Source organism: Vibrio sp. M60_M70 (assembly GCF_037162085.1).
Taxonomy (GTDB): Bacteria; Pseudomonadota; Gammaproteobacteria; order Enterobacterales; family Vibrionaceae; genus Vibrio; species Vibrio diabolicus.
The window spans coordinates 3,192,282-3,210,310 of sequence record NZ_JARLUL010000001.1; the positions used below are offsets into that span (position 1 = coordinate 3,192,282).

Consider the following 18,029-nt stretch of genomic DNA (forward strand, 5'->3'; position numbering starts at 1 on the left):
TTGAGATAAACATGATAAACACAAAAACATAAAACTATATTATTCATGTGGTTATAAGAAAAACATCAAGCCTTCTACCGATAGATAAACTCTCATCAACTCGTTGGTAATCGCGGCAAAAGTTATCAACCTCTATCAACTTCCCCGCCCCGAAGGGTTGATTCCCTGAACCTGTTGATTCCATAAACCTCTCCCTGATCGCGCTTTTTGACCCACATCAATATTCATCTCGCCTCCAAGAAAGCATCAGAATCATTCTCGCCACATAACTCAGCCAGACACTCCATACAATCAATAGAGATAGAGATAGAGATAGAGAAGAAAACCGGATATGTCTTCCCGTTGCAGGCTTGCGTTACTGGCTCCTTCGTAAGTCATTACCCCACCACCCACCCTTTTCACTTTTCGACAGCTACAAAAAAGCCCCTCACCGAAATGAGGGGCTAGTATTAAACTGACGTAGAGTGAGAGAGAATTAAAGCATTCGAACGACAGAAGGATGAACAGCGCGATACATGGCGTAATCAATCGCCTTCATGTTACTTGGGAAGACCAAGTTTTCGCACAGCAGGTACGTCTCAACCGACGTATCAATATAGAAAGCTTCGCTGTAAGGCTCACTGGCCAAATCCAGATCACCATCCAATTCAGCGTGCTTACCACGAATCACATAAGAAAGCACCGAATCACGTAACCTCAAAGCCTGCCCAAGATGCTGCTTGGCTGAAGCCATGTCACCAATAATGGTTTCGTGCAAGGCTAAAGCTTCATAAATTCGCGGTTGAATTGGCCCAACCATCATTTTTACGTTAGTTTCTAGTTCGTCACTCAACTGCTGCACTCGCCCTTTCTTCAACTCCTGTGAAAAATCGAGCACCTTCTGCACGTGGTAAGCAATTAATAACTCTGCCTGAACGTAAGCGTTATCTGGCTCAATTTCTAAAATGTTTTCCATCAAGTTGACGCCTTGGCGAAACTGCTTGGCATCCGAGACATTGAGATAATGGTTAGCTTGAACAAACAGCTCCAAAGCATCTGGGTTAATTGGCATTCCCGCCACCAGCATCGTGGATTTCAGCTTGGCATCCGGTACTTTCAGGACTTGCATCAAGTCTAACGACGCTTGTTGAAGCACTGTCTTTAAATGGCTGCTGGTTAACGCGTATTGACGACTAAACAACACCTTTTCAGATGAGTTATTGCGATATTCCACCTCTAAAAAGCTGCCACCGTCATTTTCACGAACCCGCACCACAACCGATTTGCCCGGCACAATGCCAGAAGTAAACGACGCCTTCTTTAGCATGACTCGGTAATCGCTCACTTGAGCAATGTCAGACATCAACTTTTGGGCAAACCCGTCTGCCAAGTCATAGCTTAACCCTTCGCTCGTGAAGTTATCTTGAAACTTGAATTCGATAAGGTGAGTATCGATGGCTTGAGTAATACGCACTTCCGATTGCTTGTAGGTAAACACGCCCATCACCACAACCAAGACACTGATCCAGATGAAGTTCATGATCCCCAGGCGCCACGGACTGATTTTATTTTTTTCTGAGGGGCCTTTTTCTCTTTAGACATCTCACAGACCGCGCGAGTCAGAGGGCCTGCAGGAAAGGTGACGGCAGGTGCGATAGGTAGAGTATCTTCTTCTGGTTCTTCAACAATAGGAGGAAGAGTTTCTGAATCACAATGACGACTTGCGAGGAATTCCTCGAGTGTCATTGGGGTCACATTCGCCACCAGCTTGTAACCACGTTTCGGCACTGTAATGACGTAGCTGGTATTTTCTTCCCGACCGTCCCGCAGTAATTTACGCAACTCAAAAATGGACTGAGTCACCACTTGATCGGTCACAACCGCCCCCGCCCAAACGTATTGGATCAATTCCTCACGATTGAACACCTCATTCGCATGCTCCGCTAGGAAATGCAGAAGATTAATTAAGCGTGGCTCAACAGTAACTTCCCTATCTTGTCGATACAGCTTATTTTCATCAACGCTTAAAACCCAGTCATTGATTTGAAAATAGACTCCAACCATGTATGAAAACTCTCGTATCTACAGACAGCGCTACGGCAGGAATCAAACAATGGTCAATTCCTACAGGTAACTAAAGGCGAGATTATAGGTGGGAAAACGGCGTGCACCTAGAAAAGCAAGCCGCCAAAAATGCAAACTTAAGTTAAGTGATGCAGAAATGAGACTACTCAAGTGCTGCAAGGATAGAACAATGAGTAGCATCATCGTCCGTATGACCACAGCAAGCATCATTAATCTTCTTCAAAGCTCGGCGAATTTTCGTTAGCTCGTTAATTTTTCCATCAATCAGCTCTAACTTAGCAGAAGTAATAGCTTTAACCTCTGCACAGCTGTGTTCTGTCGCTTCTAGTTTGATTTCTAGTAGCTCTTTAATCTCATCCAAGCTCAGGCCCAGCTCTTTACCTTTAAGGATGAAGTGTACCTGCTTTTGATTCTCTTCATTATAGAGACGATAACCTGATTCACTTCGACCTGCGGGCTTTATCAGCGCGTTTTTCTCATAAAAACGCAGCGTATCTGCCGTCACACCACAACGTTTTGCCAGTTCACCTATCTGAAACATAACTTTCCCTATTAACTATCTCGTTACTTTTAAAGCTAAAGAACCTCTTTTTCACAATTATTTTTGAGATGCCAAACGATTGCGCGAGCTTTTTTGTAATAAATTGGTTAGAATACGCGCCATCAAATGTGGAGACTGTTTTCTAACCAGAAAACATCCGACAAAGGTCTTTACCAAAACTGGCCAATATTTTACCCCAAGAGGTAAAAACAAGTTCATTTTTGGCAAACATCTTTAACTCCGTGAATTTGAGGAAAATGGAAGCATGAATAACGCTCGTCCTATTCGCCGTGCGCTTATCAGCGTATCAGACAAAACAGGTATTGTTGAGTTTGCACAAGCTCTTGCTGAGCGCGGTGTCGATATCCTATCTACTGGTGGTACAGCACGCCTACTTGCCGAACAAGGCATCGCAGTAACAGAAGTCTCTGACTACACAGGTTTCCCAGAAATGATGGACGGCCGCGTTAAAACGCTTCACCCGAAAGTTCACGGTGGTGTGCTTGGTCGTCGTGGTCAAGATGACGACGTGATGGCAAAACATGGCATCAATCCAATCGACATGGTCGTTGTTAACCTATACCCATTCGCAGAAACCGTTGCAAAAGAAGGCTGTACACTAGCTGACGCGGTTGAAAACATCGATATCGGCGGCCCAACGATGGTTCGCTCTGCAGCGAAAAATCACAAAGACGTGACTATCGTTGTGAACGCTCATGATTACGATCGCGTTATCGCTGAAATGGACGCGAACGAGAAATCTCTAACACTAGAGACTCGTTTCGACCTTGCTATCGCAGCATTCGAGCACACTGCTGCTTACGATGGCATGATCGCAAACTACTTCGGCACTATGGTTCCATCTTACGGTGAGAACAAAGAAGGTGATGAAGAGTCTAAATTCCCACGTACTTTCAACCAGCAATTCGAGAAGAAGCAAGACATGCGCTACGGTGAGAACAGCCACCAAGCAGCCGCATTCTACGTTGAAGCCAATCCACAAGAAGCATCTGTTTCTACTGCTCGCCAAATCCAAGGTAAAGCCCTCTCTTACAACAACATTGCAGACACTGATGCAGCACTTGAGTGTGTGAAAGAGTTCAACGAGCCTGCATGTGTAATCGTAAAACACGCCAACCCATGTGGCGTTGCGCTAGGTAAAGACATCCTCGAAGCGTACAACCGCGCTTACCAAACTGACCCAACGTCAGCGTTCGGCGGCATCATTGCATTCAACCAAGAGCTAGATGCAAAAACGGCTAGCGCTATCGTTGAGCGTCAATTCGTTGAAGTGATTATCGCACCTTCTGTTTCTGCTGAAGCGATTGAAATCGTTGCAGCGAAGAAGAACGTACGTCTACTAGAGTGTGGCGAGTGGTCAACGAAGACAACGGGCTTTGACGTAAAACGCGTCAACGGTGGTCTACTGGTTCAAGACCGCGACCAAGGCATGGTAAGCCTAGACGATCTTAAAGTCGTGTCTAAACGTCAGCCGACAGAAGAAGAGCTAAAAGACGCCCTATTCTGCTGGAAAGTAGCGAAATACGTGAAATCTAACGCGATCGTTTACGCGAAAGGCGACATGACTATCGGTGTAGGCGCAGGCCAAATGAGCCGCGTTTACTCAGCGAAAATTGCCGGCATCAAAGCCGCAGATGAAGGCTTAGAAGTTGCCGGTAGCGTAATGGCATCTGACGCTTTCTTCCCATTCCGCGACGGTATCGATGCCGCAGCAGAAGCCGGCATTAAGTGCGTAATTCAGCCAGGTGGCTCTATGCGTGACGACGAAGTTATCGCAGCAGCCGATGAGCACGGCATGGCGATGATCTTCACGGGTATGCGTCACTTCCGCCACTAATTTCCTCATCGTATTTGGCACTGTGGCATTGTTAACTGCTTTCGGCCACCCCGGTTACGTAGCTGGCTATGTTTCCGGGATGGGCTCAATTGTTGCCTAGCCACATCATCAAATACTTTGAGTAAACAGTATTTATAAGATTAAGGATTTTCATATGCGAGTTTTAATCATTGGTTCAGGCGGTCGTGAACATGCGCTAGGCTGGAAAGCAGCGCAAAACCCAAATGTTGAGACTATTTTCATTGCTCCAGGCAACGCAGGTACGGCACTAGAGCCAAAACTAGAGAACGTAAACATCGATGTAGAAGACATCGCTGGCCTTGTTGCTTTCGCCAAAGAGAAGGTAATTGAACTGACTATCGTTGGCCCAGAAGCACCATTGGTTATTGGTGTGGTGGATGCGTTCCGCGAAGCGGGCTTACCAATCTTTGGCCCTACCCAAGCCGCAGCGCAGCTTGAAGGCTCTAAAGCGTTTACTAAAGACTTCCTTGCTCGTCACCAAATCCCAACCGGTGCTTACGCAAACTTCACAGAAATTGAACCAGCGCTTGCTTACGTGCGTGAGCAAGGTGCGCCGATTGTGGTGAAAGCCGACGGCCTTGCGGCTGGTAAAGGCGTGATTGTGGCAATGACTCTAGAAGAAGCCGAAGACGCAATCAAAGACATGCTAGCAGGCAACGCATTTGGTGACGCAGGCAGCCGCGTGGTTATCGAAGAGTTCCTCGATGGTGAAGAAGCAAGCTTCATCGTGATGGTGGATGGTGAGAACGTTCTGCCAATGGCCACCAGCCAAGATCACAAACGCGTAGGTGACAAAGATACAGGTCCTAACACTGGTGGCATGGGCGCGTACTCGCCAGCTCCTGTGGTCACACCAGAAATTCACAACCGCATCATGGAAGAAGTCATTTACCCAACGGTACGTGGCATGGCGTCTGAAGGTAACCCATACACAGGTTTCCTATACGCGGGTCTGATGATCGACAAAGATGGTACGCCTAAAGTGATCGAGTACAACTGCCGCTTCGGTGATCCAGAGACACAACCAATCATGATGCGTATGGAATCGGATCTGGTTGATCTTTGCTTGGCTGCGATTGACCAAAAACTGGATCAAGTGGAATCAAAATGGGATCCACGTGCGTCGATTGGTATCGTACTCGCAGCCGGTGGTTACCCAGCAGCGTACAACAAAGGCGATGTGATCTCTGGTCTGCCACAAGTTGAAATTGAAGGCGAGAAAGTCTTCCACGCGGGTACAGACAATAAAGATGGCAACATCGTAACAAACGGCGGTCGTGTTCTTTGTGCAACCGCACTTGGCAATAGCGTATCAGAAGCGCAGCAACGCGCTTACGAGCTTGCAAAACAGATCAGTTGGGACGGCATGTTCCATCGCAGTGACATCGGCTACCGTGCGATTGCACGTGAGCAAGAAAAATAAAAACAACTTAAGTTGGCTAAAAAACAAAAGGCGCATTCAGCGCCTTTTTTATTACTCTGTCAGTTAGTAAGTCTCACCAAGCTTACTCAGCGAGTAATGCTGGTCGTGCTACACAATCAAAGTCATCATCATTGAGCATCAACAGTTCATCAACCGTTGCTTTATTTCGTGACTGCTTGCCGACAAAAGCCACGTAACTGTCTACAGATGAGAGACGCTCGATAATAAATTTTGGCAACGTCTGATTAAACTCGAGTGTCGAGAACGCTTTACCTTTGCAGGTTTCAAACGATTGGCCATTCCAATAACCTTGAATGAGGCTCTGACTGTTACGAGACTGCGCCTTAACCGACGCCACTACATCATTCGCTTCTGTCTTGTAACGTTCTAATTGTTCATGCTGAAGTGGTAAGACTTTACGATTAACGCGATATTGTTGGTAAACCGCTTCGCCATCTTTATTAAAACGGATGTGGATTTGAAAAGGCACCAACTCTTGCTTGGTATCAACTTGCTCACCTTTTCGAATCAACTCTCGAAGCTCACCTTCATCCCAACGGTAGTCACTTTGAAACCAGCCATTATCCCCCATCGTTACGTAATCAGCAGCCGTACTCACGCGAGTGAGTTTCTCGGTCATCCAGTACAAGCTACTTGCGTCTCCAGCAACTTTGCCGCCAGAGAAGTGAGTGAATTGTTCTAAATTAGGAGTTTCAACCGACGAACAGCCAAAAAGGGTAAAGCTAGATAAGAGAAGTGAAGCGAGTAGATGTTTTTTCATGAAGTTGCACCGAGGCAGGATACCTCGGTGCATTCTAACTTAGTTTACTGATTCTTTCAGCGCTTTACCTGCTACGAATGCAGGTACGTTAGCTGCTGCGATTTGAATCTCGTCACCAGTCTTAGGGTTACGACCAGTACGTGCAGCGCGGTGGTTTACTTTGAATGTACCAAAACCAATTAGTTGAACTTGGTCACCCTCTTTAAGTGCACCAGTTACACCATCAAGAGTCGCTTCAAGAGCAGCTTTTGCTTGTGCTTTTGATAGGTCTGCTTTCTCTGCGATAAAGTCGATTAATTGGGTCTTGTTCATTAGGTTTCCCTTCTCATAGGTTATCGAATTCGTCTCACTCTAAAACATAAATGCCCCATCTGGCAAAGGTTTGTAAGCGATCTTTCGATTTTCTGACGTACTTTTAGCCATAATATGAGTAATAACTCACAATTTGTTACCACATACCCCCTGAAAACCCTTGCTTTCCAAGGTATTTGGACCAATTTATAAGGCACTTTTGCGGTTATAATAGCTGCAAATAACCACTATCAAACTACATTCAAGGGCAACTATGCTGCTGTTATCCATTTATATCTCTATTGCAATCGGCATTTCGTTTATCTGTTCGGTGCTGGAGGCGGTACTGCTGAGTATCAGTCCGAGCTACATTGCGCAGCTCAATCAACAGGGGCATCCCGCAGCTGGGCAACTGGCTAAGCTAAAATCAGATATCGACCGGCCATTGGCATCCATTCTAACTCTAAATACCATCGCTCATACCATCGGCGCGGCCACTGCTGGTGCACAAGCTGCGGTGGTATTTGGTAGCGAAGCATTAGGTATCTTTTCGGCAGTGCTCACACTGGCGATCTTGGTGCTTTCAGAAATCGTACCGAAAACAATTGGCGCAACTTACTGGCGTCAATTGGCGCCAACCGCGGCAGTCGCATTACGTTGGATGGTATGGGCGCTAACGCCATTCGTATGGTTTTCAGAGCAAATCACCAAGCGTCTTGCTCGTAACCACGAAGCTCCGAAAATGCGTGATGAACTGTCTGCAATGGCGATTCTGGCACGTGAAAGCGGTGAATTTGCCGAGGGTGAATCAAAAATCTTAAGCAACCTGCTGGGCATCCAAGATGTACCTGTAACGCAGGTTATGACGCCACGTCCTGTGGTATTCCGTATCGATGCCACGATGACCATCAATGAGTTCCTAGAAAAACACAAGGATACGCCTTTCTCACGCCCATTGGTTTATAGCGAGCAGAAAGACAACATCATTGGTTTTGTGCACCGCCTTGAGTTGTTCAAACTCCAACAATCAGGTTGTGGACAGAAACAACTGGGAGCAATCATGCGCCCGATTCAAGTGGTGCTAAACAACACGACTTTACCGAAAGTGTTTGACCAAATGATGACTCATCGCCTACAGCTAGCCCTTGTCGTTGACGAATACGGTACTGTGCAAGGCTTGGTGACGTTGGAGGATATTTTTGAACACCTCGTGGGTGAAGAAATCATCGATGAAGCGGATAAAAGTACCGACATGCAGGAGCTGGCTTACCAACGTTGGGAAAGTTGGAAAGAGATGCACGGCGTAATCGAAAGCCGCGATGACGATGAAGAAGAGGAAGAACTGGAGAAGCATCACAAGGAGCCAGAAACTCAAGAAGCGACAAAACCAGGCTCTAAAGAATCGTAATCAGCATTGGGCATAACAGCTCAAACGCCGCAAACAAAAAGGCATCCATTTAGGATGCCTTTTTTCTATCTATTCAACGATTAAAGTGCGATACCGATATTGCTCACGCCTTCTTCACGTAACTCTTCACGTAAATCTTTAATCAAGCTGATGTCACGCTCTACCGCTTCACGCAGTGGACGGAAAATAGCCCACTGCACGTCCCATTCTTCACATACGGCTTCATTTTCTTTCTGGTTGTCGTTGGTTATTGGCTCTGCACCTTGCGCTTGCTCTAGATCAGCAACGGTTTGTACCGACTGTTGGCTCACTTTAAGCATTGAATCGAAAAGGTAGTCGCGGTCCAATAGACCATGCAGTAACGTAGACAAACCCTGACACGCGTCCATCGCTGGGTAAACGCCGTAAAAATCGAACTCATCCGCACTTGGGAACAACTCTTCTAACTTCTCTAATTGACGTTCGAAGTTAATTTTCGCGTTCTTAACTGTCAAAATTTCCCATACACTATCAAGAATCGCTCGGTAAGCACGCGGGTCAGCAAATTCTGTGTTCTCACAAAACATCGCATAGTTTGGATACATGCGTTCACATAGACACGCCATAAAGGTAATTTGTTGCCAAGGTTCTAGTTTTTCTAAACGAACCTGAAGAGGATTCTTAAGCATAGTCACTCAATCATTGAAGAAAAAAACAGCGAAAGTGTACTTGATTCATCACAGGGAAAAAGTTAATGCCGCATTCAAATCAGATTTTCCTGCTCTCAGAGCATCGTGACACCTACGAAACGTTATTGACGGAGAGAAAGCTACCAGATCTGAGCATCACTGATAAGCCAGAGGAAGCTCAAATAGTTCTTGCCGATCCGCCATTACTATCCAATAGATTAGACGAGTTTTCACAGCTTGGGTGGGTACAATCGACATTCGCCGGCGTCAATGCACTAATGCTACCTAACCTTCGTCAGGACTACACCCTGACCAATGTTCGAGGCATCTTTGGCCCACTGATTGCCGAATATGTGCTGGGGTACAGTATTGCCCATTACCGCCACTTCAACCGATACCACCAGCAACAACAAAACAAACGATGGCAGCCTCACCTCTATACATCATTACAAAGTAAAACCATGGTGATTCTCGGTACTGGTAGCATTGGGTGTTATTTGGGCAATGCCGCTAAAGCAATGGGAATAAAAACCATCGGTATGAACCGCACAGGTATTCCGACCTCAGGTGGTGAATTTAATCAGACCTTTCATATCAGTGAACTAAGTAAGGCATTTGAACAAGCCGACATTGTTGTGAATACCCTACCAAGTACACCGGAGACGCAACAGTTACTTAATCGTCAAACGCTCAGCCAACTAAATCAGGCGTTATTGTTTAACGTAGGTCGTGGCGACGTACTGGATGAGGCAGGGTTGCTCTTCGCTCTGAAAAACCGTTGGGTAGAACACGCCTTCTTAGATGTATTTGAGCAAGAACCGTTATCGGTAGAACATCCGTTTTGGAAACTACCGCAAGTCACCATCACTCCACACATTGCTGCGCTGAGTTTTCCCGAGCAAGTCATCGAGATTTTTGCTGACAACTATCTACGCTGGCGTGATGGGTTTTCATTAAATTATCAAGTGGACTTCGAAAAGGGTTACTAAGAATGTCGTTAGACGAGCTATTGCAGCAAGTGAGGGCCTGCCAGATCTGCGCGGATAATTTACCTTTGGGCGCAAACCCTGTCGTACAAGCAGCAAAAGGGGCACGCATCCTAATCATCGGTCAGGCCCCAGGCACACGTGTACACAAAACTTCGATACCTTGGAATGACCCAAGTGGTGATCGATTACGCCAATGGCTCGATATCGACAAAGACGTTTTCTACGACCCAAATAAAATTGCCATTGTCCCAATGGGATTCTGTTATCCAGGCAAAGGGAACTCTGGTGATTTACCGCCTCGTAAAGAATGTGCGCCCACTTGGCATAGAAAGATTCTTGAGCAGCTGCCCAATATAGAGCTCACTCTATTAATTGGTCAGTACTCGCAGCAGTACTATCTCACCAACAAACCAAAGACGCTCACGCAAACCGTTCAGCAATGGCAAGATTGGGAACCGGACTTTATCCCGCTCCCTCACCCATCTCCACGCAATACATTGTGGTTAAAGAAGAATCCTTGGTTTGAATCAGACGTCGTGCCGTACCTTAAAAAACGCGTTCACTCGATGCTTTAGGTTACCCATGATCTAATTGCTTTTTTATCTGTACAAGAAAATGAGCACACAAACACAAACCGCTAAGATATTGTTTATAATAAAATTAAAAAATAAGCGTACAGACTAAATAGCAATTAGATCATAGTAGGCCAAATACTACTAGAGCTGTACAGCCTTGAGTCTCAGATAGAAAACTGAATTTTAGGTAAAAAAATACCGGCACTGAATGCCGGCATTTGATTTCAAAAAATCTAACTTACTTGTGGTATGGCTTAGATAACTCGTGTACCGCATCCACAAACACGCCTGCGTTTTCTGGCGGTACATCCAAGTGGATACCGTGACCCAGGTTGAACACATGACCAGTCCCCGTATCACCAAATCCTTCTAGGATATCCGCTACTTCTTCACGGATGCGCTCTGGCGAAGCGTAAAGCATGGATGGGTCCATGTTACCTTGCAGCGCCACTTTATCACCGATACGTGCTTTCGCGTCTGCAATGTTGATTGTCCAGTCTAGACCAACTGCATCACAGCCCGTTGCTGCGATTTGCTCAAGCCACATGCCGCCATTCTTAGTGAATAATGTTACTGGTACACGACGACCATCGTTTTCACGAATCAGACCATCAACGATCTTGTGCATGTATTGTAGCGAGAACAGATTGTAGTCACGAGGCGTCAGTACGCCACCCCATGTGTCAAATACCATTACCGACTGCGCGCCTGCTTTAATTTGCGCGTTTAGGTACTCGATAACGCTGTCTGCCAGCTTATCTAGAAGTAAGTGCAGAGTTTGTGGTTCCGCGTACATCATTTTCTTGATCTTGGTGAAGGCTTTAGAACTGCCACCTTCGATCATGTACGTAGCAAGAGTCCACGGGCTACCAGAGAAGCCAATTAACGGCACTTCACCCTTAAGGTCTTTACGGATCTGACGTACTGCGTTCATTACATATTGCAGTTCACCTTCTGGATCTGGCAAACCAATTTTTTCCACGTCAGCTTTGCATGTAATTGGGTTATCAAAAACAGGTCCTTCACCCGCAGCAAAACGCAAACCAAGCCCCATGGCATCTGGAATCGTTAAGATGTCCGAGAATAAGATCGCAGCATCAAGAGGAAAACGGCGTAATGGTTGAAGTGTCACTTCGGATGCTAATTCTGCATTTCGACACAAAGACATGAAATCACCCGCTTCTGCACGAGTCGCTTTGTATTCTGGTAGGTAACGACCTGCCTGGCGCATCATCCATACTGGCGTGTAATCTACCGGCTCTTTTAAAAGCGCACGCAGATAACGATCATTTTTTAATTCAGTCATTCCGTAATTCCAACTGTTAGGCTTTCTGTGAAAGGGGGTATTCTATCACTGATTTAAGTCCAATAGCTGTGTGCTTTGCAACCTGGATCAAGTTATTAACTTTTAAATCAATGCTTAATTTGCACCCAATCGGTATCAGTGTTAAAAATTTGTTCGCTAGCGAAAACTACAATTATAAACTGAGTACTTAGTACTCAGCATCTCATAACGACATCTTACTTACCCCCTCCCTCTCGGAGGGTTTTTTTATCTATTTATCAGATAATTAGAGTCTATATCTTTCAGCGTTTGTTCGATAAGTGCTCTTGCAATCGTTCCTTTAGGCGCAACAGGCGGCATCTCATCGATACCAAACCATTGTGCATCAGACAACTCAGTGTAGTCTGGACTTAACTCTCCCGATTCATAGTCAGCTAAAAACCCCATCATCATGCTCGATGGGAAAGCCCAAGGCTGGCTGCCAAAGTAACGAATATTTTTAACGAGAATTCCTGTTTCTTCATGAATTTCTCGAGCCACACACTCTTCTAATGTCTCACCAACTTCTAAGAAGCCAGCAATAACGGTATACATACCATTTCGATGCCTTGGATGTTGAGCCAATAAGATCTGGTTCTCTTTACGCACAGCAACGATAATACACGGAAATATTCGAGGATAATGGAGAGTACGGCATTCGCCACACTGCATAGCTAACTGGTTATTATTAAGAAAGTTTCTTCCACCGCACTGTGGGCAAAAACGCAGACTTTGCGTCATGTGCCCATACTGGACCGCTTTACTTAACAACATAAATAATGGCTCAGGAAAATGCAGGCAGTCGCGCAGTGAGACTAATGGTAGATCATGCTCCAGATCAGACAAATTAAGCCACATGACGGGCGAACCTGAATACTCACCAATGGGCCTTGCACTCACTTCAGGCAGTGATAACTGCTCTGCAGACCCGAAAGGCACAGCACCATCCACCAGCCAAATTTCACTTCCTGCAACAACACACCAGTATGCATTTATCGCGCGGTTAACATCACCTTTTCTTAACATTACACCATCCCTTTGCTTGAAGTTCGTTCATTTTACTGGCAATCTAATTTCATACTAGAGTTTGTCGTTAAGTAAATTCGCACTCTAAATTCTAGTAAGGACAAGAGTTTGTAATAACTTTACTAACTTTGCTTTGCAAAGGATACGTTCGCCAACAGGCGATCAGATCATGAGGGCATGGTCATGCTAAAAAAATTCAAACAAACACAAGACCAGTGGGGTGGCTCAAGTGATGTCATTGATCACTGGTTAGAGACAAGACAATCCCTGATTGTTGAATATTGTAAGCTTGCAGCACTGCAACCTTGTTCGAAAACCAATGTTATTGAACTCCCATCTCCTTCCGAATTGCAGGATTTCTGTCAGCATCTCGTTGATTACATCTCCGAGGGCCATTTTAAAATCTATGACATGGTTATGGATCGCTGGAAAGCGACTGGCTTTGTCGTGACCAATGAAATCAATCAAACTTATGGTCAAATAGTCCTGACAACTGAACCACTATTGAACTTTAACGATAAGTACTCAGAAGTTACTGAAGATGATGAATTAGATGATTTCGATTCTGATATGTGTCTCATTGGCGAAATTCTTGAGACTCGATTTGAAGTCGAGGACTATCTGATACAGCAGATCGCAGAAAGTCTGTCTATGCCCCCAGGGGCTTAGTGTTTGCGAACATTCAGAGACTGAAGGATAGAAAAGACTGACGATCATCGTCGGTCTTTTTTGTTTCTAGCCTTAGCACTATTACCTTCTCTAAGAACCCTCTCGAAGAAAAAGGCAGGATAAAAACTAAAAAGGCACCCGAAGGTGCCTTTTTTCTTAAGCTTCTAACGATTACTCGTTAAATGGCTTACTCTTCAGAAGAGAAACCAGCGTTTAGAAGTGCCGCTAGGTTGTCCGTTGCTTGCTCAGCAGAAGGACCATCTTGCGCTTCAGAACGTTTAGCTTGACGCTCTTGGTGGTATGCGAAACCAGTACCAGCTGGGATCAGACGACCAACAATTACGTTCTCTTTCAGACCACGTAGGTCGTCACGCTTACCAGAAACTGCTGCTTCTGTTAGTACGCGAGTTGTCTCCTGGAACGATGCCGCAGAGATGAACGACTCAGTCGCTAGAGATGCTTTAGTGATACCTAGTAGTTCACGTTCGAAACGTGCAGGCTCTTTGCCTTCAGCTTCTAGGTTACGGTTAGCAATCTTAACTTGTGAGTACTCAATCTGCTCACCAGGTAGGAACTCAGAGTCACCAGAGTGAGTAATAGTACACTTACGTAGCATCTGACGAACGATAGTTTCAATGTGCTTATCGTTAATCTTAACGCCTTGTAGACGGTAAACTTCCTGTACTTCGTTAGCAATGTACTGCGTTACCGCGTGTACGCCACGTAGACGTAGGATGTCGTGTGGAGACTCTGGACCATCTGCGATCACGTCACCACGTTCAACTTTTTCACCTTCGAATACGTTCAACTGACGATGCTTAGGAATCATCTCTTCGTAAGCTTCACCGCTTTCACGTGTGATCACTAAGCGACGTTTACCTTTGGTCTCTTTACCGAAGCTCACAGTACCTGTGTGCTCAGCAAGGATTGCAGGCTCTTTCGGCTTACGTGCTTCAAATAGGTCAGCAACTCGTGGAAGACCACCGGTGATATCTTTGTTACCGCCAGACTTCTGAGGAATACGTGCTAGTGTCGCACCAACACCTACTGCTGCGCCATCTTCGATGTTTACAATCGCTTTACCAGGTAGGAAGTAGTGAGCTGGCATATCAGTACCAGGGATCATTACATCGTTACCTTGCTCGTCAACAAGTTTGATAGCTGGACGCATATCTTTACCTGCTGAAGGGCGAGCTGCTGGGTCAGTTACTTCGCTTGAAGATAGACCAGTTAGGTCATCAGTTTGACGAGATACTGTTACGCCGTCGATCATATCTACGAACTGGATGCGACCTGCTACCTCAGTAATGATAGGTAGTGTGTGCGCTTCCCAGTTTGCAACTGTTTCGCCAGCTTGAACTGTATCGCCATCGCCTTTGCTTAGTAGCGTACCGTAAGGCAGTTTGTGTTTCTCTTTCGTACGACCAAACTCATCAATAATAGTTAACTCTGTCGCACGAGAAGTGATAACGATCTTACCGTCATCTGCCAGTACAGATTTAGCGTTGTGTAGCTTGATAGAACCGTTGTTCTTAACTTGAACACTGTTCTCTGCCGCTGCTGTCGATGCCGCACCACCGATGTGGAACGTACGCATGGTAAGCTGTGTACCTGGTTCACCGATAGACTGAGCAGCGATAACACCTACTGCTTCACCTTGGTTCACTAGGTGACCACGTGCTAGGTCACGACCGTAACACTGTGCACAACAACCGAAGTCAGAATCACACGTTACTACAGAGCGCACTTTCATGCTGTCTACTGAGTTCTCTTCCATGATTTGACACCACTTCTCATCGATCAGGGTGTTACGTGGAATAAGAACGTCTTCAGTGCCAGGTTTTAGTACGTCTTCAGCAACAACGCGACCAAGAGCAAGCTCAGAAAGTGCAACTTTAACATCACCACCCTCGATGTGAGGCATCATGTCAACACCCTCGTGAGTGCCACAGTCATGTTCAGTTACAACAACGTCTTGAGCAACGTCTACTAGACGACGAGTTAGGTAACCCGAGTTCGCTGTTTTCAGTGCCGTATCCGCAAGACCCTTACGAGCACCGTGCGTTGAGATAAAGTACTGAAGTACGTTTAGACCTTCTTTAAAGTTCGCTGTGATCGGCGTTTCGATGATTGAACCATCTGGACGCGCCATCAGACCACGCATACCCGCAAGCTGACGAATCTGTGCTGCAGAACCACGAGCGCCCGAGTCCGCCATCATGTAGATGCTGTTGAATGACTCTTGCTGTTCCTCTTCACCATCACGGTTAACTACCGTTTCAGATGAAAGGTTTTCCATCATTGCTTTCGCAACACGGTCGTTGGTCGATGCCCAGATATCGATAACTTTGTTGTAGCGTTCGCCCGCAGTAACAAGACCTGATTGGTACTGTTCCTGGATTTCACGTACTTCTTCTTCCGCTTCAGCGATTTCAGTGTACTTAGCTGCTGGTACAACCATATCGTCGATACCAACAGATACACCAGAAAGTGCCGCGTATGCGAAACCTGTGTACATGATTTGGTCAGCGAAGATTACCGTGTCTTTCAGACCTAGTTTACGGTACGCCTCGTTAAGTAGGTTAGAGATTTGCTTCTTACCTAGCTTTTGGTTAACGATGCTGTACGGTAGACCAGCTGGCACGATTTGCCATAGCATTGCACGACCAACAGTGGTATCTACCATCTTAGTTTCAGTAGTGCTGTTGCCGTCTTCGTCTACAACGGTTTCTGTAATACGTACTTTAACGCGTGCATGAAGCTCAGCTTGTTTAGTGCGGTATGCTTTCTCAGCCTCTTCTGGGCCAGAAAGGTACATGCCTTCACCTTTCACGTTGATCTTTTCACGAGTCATGTAGTACAGACCCAATACAACGTCCTGAGAAGGTACGATGATCGGATCACCTGACGCTGGCGACAGAATGTTGTTTGTCGACATCATCAGAGTACGAGCTTCAAGCTGTGCCTCTAGAGTTAGAGGTACGTGAACCGCCATTTGGTCACCATCGAAGTCCGCGTTGTACGCCGCACATACAAGTGGGTGTAGCTGAATCGCTTTACCTTCGATTAGTACTGGTTCGAACGCCTGGATACCGAGACGGTGAAGTGTCGGTGCACGGTTCAATAGTACTGGGTGTTCACGGATTACTTCGTCTAGGATATCCCAAACGACCGCTTCTTCACGCTCTACCATTTTCTTAGCAGCTTTGATTGTAGTCGCAAGACCACGAGTCTCTAGCTTGCTGTAGATGAATGGTTTGAATAGCTCAAGTGCCATCTTCTTAGGAAGACCACACTGGTGCAGACGAAGGTATGGACCTACTGTGATTACAGAACGGCCAGAGTAGTCTACACGTTTACCTAGAAGGTTCTGACGGAAACGACCTTGTTTACCCTTGATCATATCAGCAAGAGATTTCAGAGGACGCTTGTTAGAACCTGTGATCGCACGACCACGACGACCGTTATCTAGTAGCGCATCAACAGACTCTTGCAGCATACGTTTTTCGTTACGTACGATGATGTCCGGAGCAGCTAGCTCTAGAAGACGCTTCAAACGGTTGTTACGGTTGATCACACGACGGTATAGATCGTTAAGATCAGAAGTCGCAAAGCGACCGCCATCTAGAGGTACTAGAGGACGTAGATCTGGCGGAAGTACTGGAAGTACTGTTAGGATCATCCACTCTGGGTTGTTACCCGATGCGATGAACGCTTCTACCAGCTTAAGACGCTTAGTTACTTTCTTACGCTTAGTTTCAGAGTTTGTTGTCTCTAACTCTTCACGCATTTGTTCTGCTTCAGCGTGCATATCCATAGAACCTAGTAGGTCCTTGATAGCTTCCGCACCCATCTTAGCAGTGAACTCGTCGCCCCACTCTTCTAGACGATCTAGATACTCTTCTTCCGTAAGCATCTGACCTTTTTCTAGATCAGTCATACCTGGTTCTGTTACTACGTACATTTCGAAGTAAAGAACACGTTCGATATCACGTAGAGGGATATCCATCAGTAGACCGATACGAGACGGTAGCGATTTTAGGAACCAGATGTGAGCTACTGGTGAAGCCAGTTCAATGTGGCCCATACGGTCACGACGAACTTTAGTTTGTGTAACTTCTACACCACACTTCTCACAGATAACACCACGGTGCTTCAGGCGCTTGTACTTACCACAAAGACATTCGTAGTCTTTAACTGGACCAAAGATACGCGCACAGAACAGACCATCGCGTTCAGGTTTGAACGTACGATAGTTGATCGTTTCAGGTTTTTTAACTTCACCAAAAGACCATGAACGGATCATGTCTGGTGAAGATAGACCGATTTTGATTGCATCAAATTCTTCGGTCTTATGCTGTGCTTTTAGAAAGTTTAATAAGTCTTTCACA

Annotated in this window: 13 protein-coding genes and 1 pseudogene; 6 read left to right on the forward strand and 8 right to left on the reverse strand. The window is 45.9% G+C overall.

Annotation, left to right across the window (positions count from 1 at the left end; translation table 11 throughout):
* Positions 1-475: 475 nt before the first annotated feature.
* Both cadC and zntR read right to left on the reverse strand, forming a co-directional pair.
* Positions 476-2,043, reverse strand: a pseudogene (gene cadC / locus P4S59_RS14890) (lysine decarboxylation/transport transcriptional activator CadC).
* 163 nt (positions 2,044-2,206) lie between these two features.
* Positions 2,207-2,605 carry a Zn(2+)-responsive transcriptional regulator gene (gene zntR, locus P4S59_RS14895; protein ID WP_005397290.1) on the reverse strand — a complete coding sequence of 133 codons (399 nt, stop codon included), beginning with the start codon at positions 2,603-2,605 and terminating at the stop codon, positions 2,207-2,209.
* Positions 2,606-2,870: 265 nt separating this feature from the next.
* Between zntR and purH the strand changes: the two genes are divergently transcribed.
* A complete protein-coding gene (gene purH, locus P4S59_RS14900) occupies positions 2,871-4,463 on the forward strand; it encodes a bifunctional phosphoribosylaminoimidazolecarboxamide formyltransferase/IMP cyclohydrolase (RefSeq protein ID WP_085344624.1) in 1,593 nt (530 codons plus the stop codon).
* A 154-nt stretch (positions 4,464-4,617) separates the two neighbouring features.
* A complete protein-coding gene (purD, locus tag P4S59_RS14905; RefSeq protein WP_053808510.1) occupies positions 4,618-5,907 on the forward strand; it encodes a phosphoribosylamine--glycine ligase in 1,290 nt (429 codons plus the stop codon).
* An 82-nt stretch (positions 5,908-5,989) separates the two neighbouring features.
* On the opposite strand, the gene P4S59_RS14910 is transcribed toward purD, so the two are convergent.
* Positions 5,990-6,688: a DUF1481 domain-containing protein gene (locus tag P4S59_RS14910; RefSeq protein WP_186437774.1), complete on the reverse strand. Its 699-nt coding sequence runs from the start codon at positions 6,686-6,688 to the stop codon at positions 5,990-5,992.
* A gap of 39 nt (positions 6,689-6,727) precedes the next feature.
* On the reverse strand, positions 6,728-7,000 hold the full coding sequence (gene hupA, locus P4S59_RS14915; RefSeq protein WP_005382524.1) for a nucleoid-associated protein HU-alpha: 273 nt from the start codon (positions 6,998-7,000) through the stop codon (positions 6,728-6,730).
* A 253-nt stretch (positions 7,001-7,253) separates the two neighbouring features.
* Here hupA and P4S59_RS14920 point away from each other — a divergent pair, with 253 nt between their 5' ends.
* Complete coding sequence (locus tag P4S59_RS14920) at positions 7,254-8,387, forward strand: hemolysin family protein (protein ID WP_005397285.1); 1,134 nt, start codon at positions 7,254-7,256, stop codon at positions 8,385-8,387.
* A gap of 80 nt (positions 8,388-8,467) precedes the next feature.
* Here the strand turns inward: P4S59_RS14920 and P4S59_RS14925 are convergent, their stop codons facing one another.
* The gene (locus tag P4S59_RS14925; RefSeq protein WP_005382520.1) at positions 8,468-9,055 is read right to left on the reverse strand and encodes a YjaG family protein; all 588 of its coding nucleotides are present in this window, start codon (positions 9,053-9,055) and stop codon (positions 8,468-8,470) included.
* Between the two features lie 65 nt (positions 9,056-9,120).
* Between P4S59_RS14925 and P4S59_RS14930 the strand changes: the two genes are divergently transcribed.
* Complete coding sequence (locus P4S59_RS14930) at positions 9,121-10,044, forward strand: D-2-hydroxyacid dehydrogenase (protein WP_258662124.1); 924 nt, start codon at positions 9,121-9,123, stop codon at positions 10,042-10,044.
* A 2-nt stretch (positions 10,045-10,046) separates the two neighbouring features.
* Complete coding sequence (locus tag P4S59_RS14935) at positions 10,047-10,619, forward strand: uracil-DNA glycosylase family protein (protein WP_301948608.1); 573 nt, start codon at positions 10,047-10,049, stop codon at positions 10,617-10,619.
* Between the two features lie 238 nt (positions 10,620-10,857).
* Here P4S59_RS14935 and hemE read toward each other — a convergent pair whose 3' ends face one another.
* On the reverse strand, positions 10,858-11,925 hold the full coding sequence (hemE, locus tag P4S59_RS14940) for a uroporphyrinogen decarboxylase (RefSeq protein WP_005397282.1): 1,068 nt from the start codon (positions 11,923-11,925) through the stop codon (positions 10,858-10,860).
* A 246-nt stretch (positions 11,926-12,171) separates the two neighbouring features.
* Complete coding sequence (gene nudC, locus P4S59_RS14945) at positions 12,172-12,969, reverse strand: NAD(+) diphosphatase (protein ID WP_104971045.1); 798 nt, start codon at positions 12,967-12,969, stop codon at positions 12,172-12,174.
* Between the two features lie 177 nt (positions 12,970-13,146).
* Here nudC and P4S59_RS14950 point away from each other — a divergent pair, with 177 nt between their 5' ends.
* On the forward strand, positions 13,147-13,638 hold the full coding sequence (locus tag P4S59_RS14950; RefSeq protein WP_031780615.1) for an Rsd/AlgQ family anti-sigma factor: 492 nt from the start codon (positions 13,147-13,149) through the stop codon (positions 13,636-13,638).
* A gap of 187 nt (positions 13,639-13,825) precedes the next feature.
* Here P4S59_RS14950 and rpoC read toward each other — a convergent pair whose 3' ends face one another.
* Positions 13,826-18,028, reverse strand: a complete 4,203-nt coding sequence (rpoC, locus tag P4S59_RS14955) for a DNA-directed RNA polymerase subunit beta' (RefSeq protein ID WP_005397277.1) — start codon at positions 18,026-18,028, stop codon at positions 13,826-13,828.
* Between the last annotated feature and the right edge of the window lies 1 nt (position 18,029).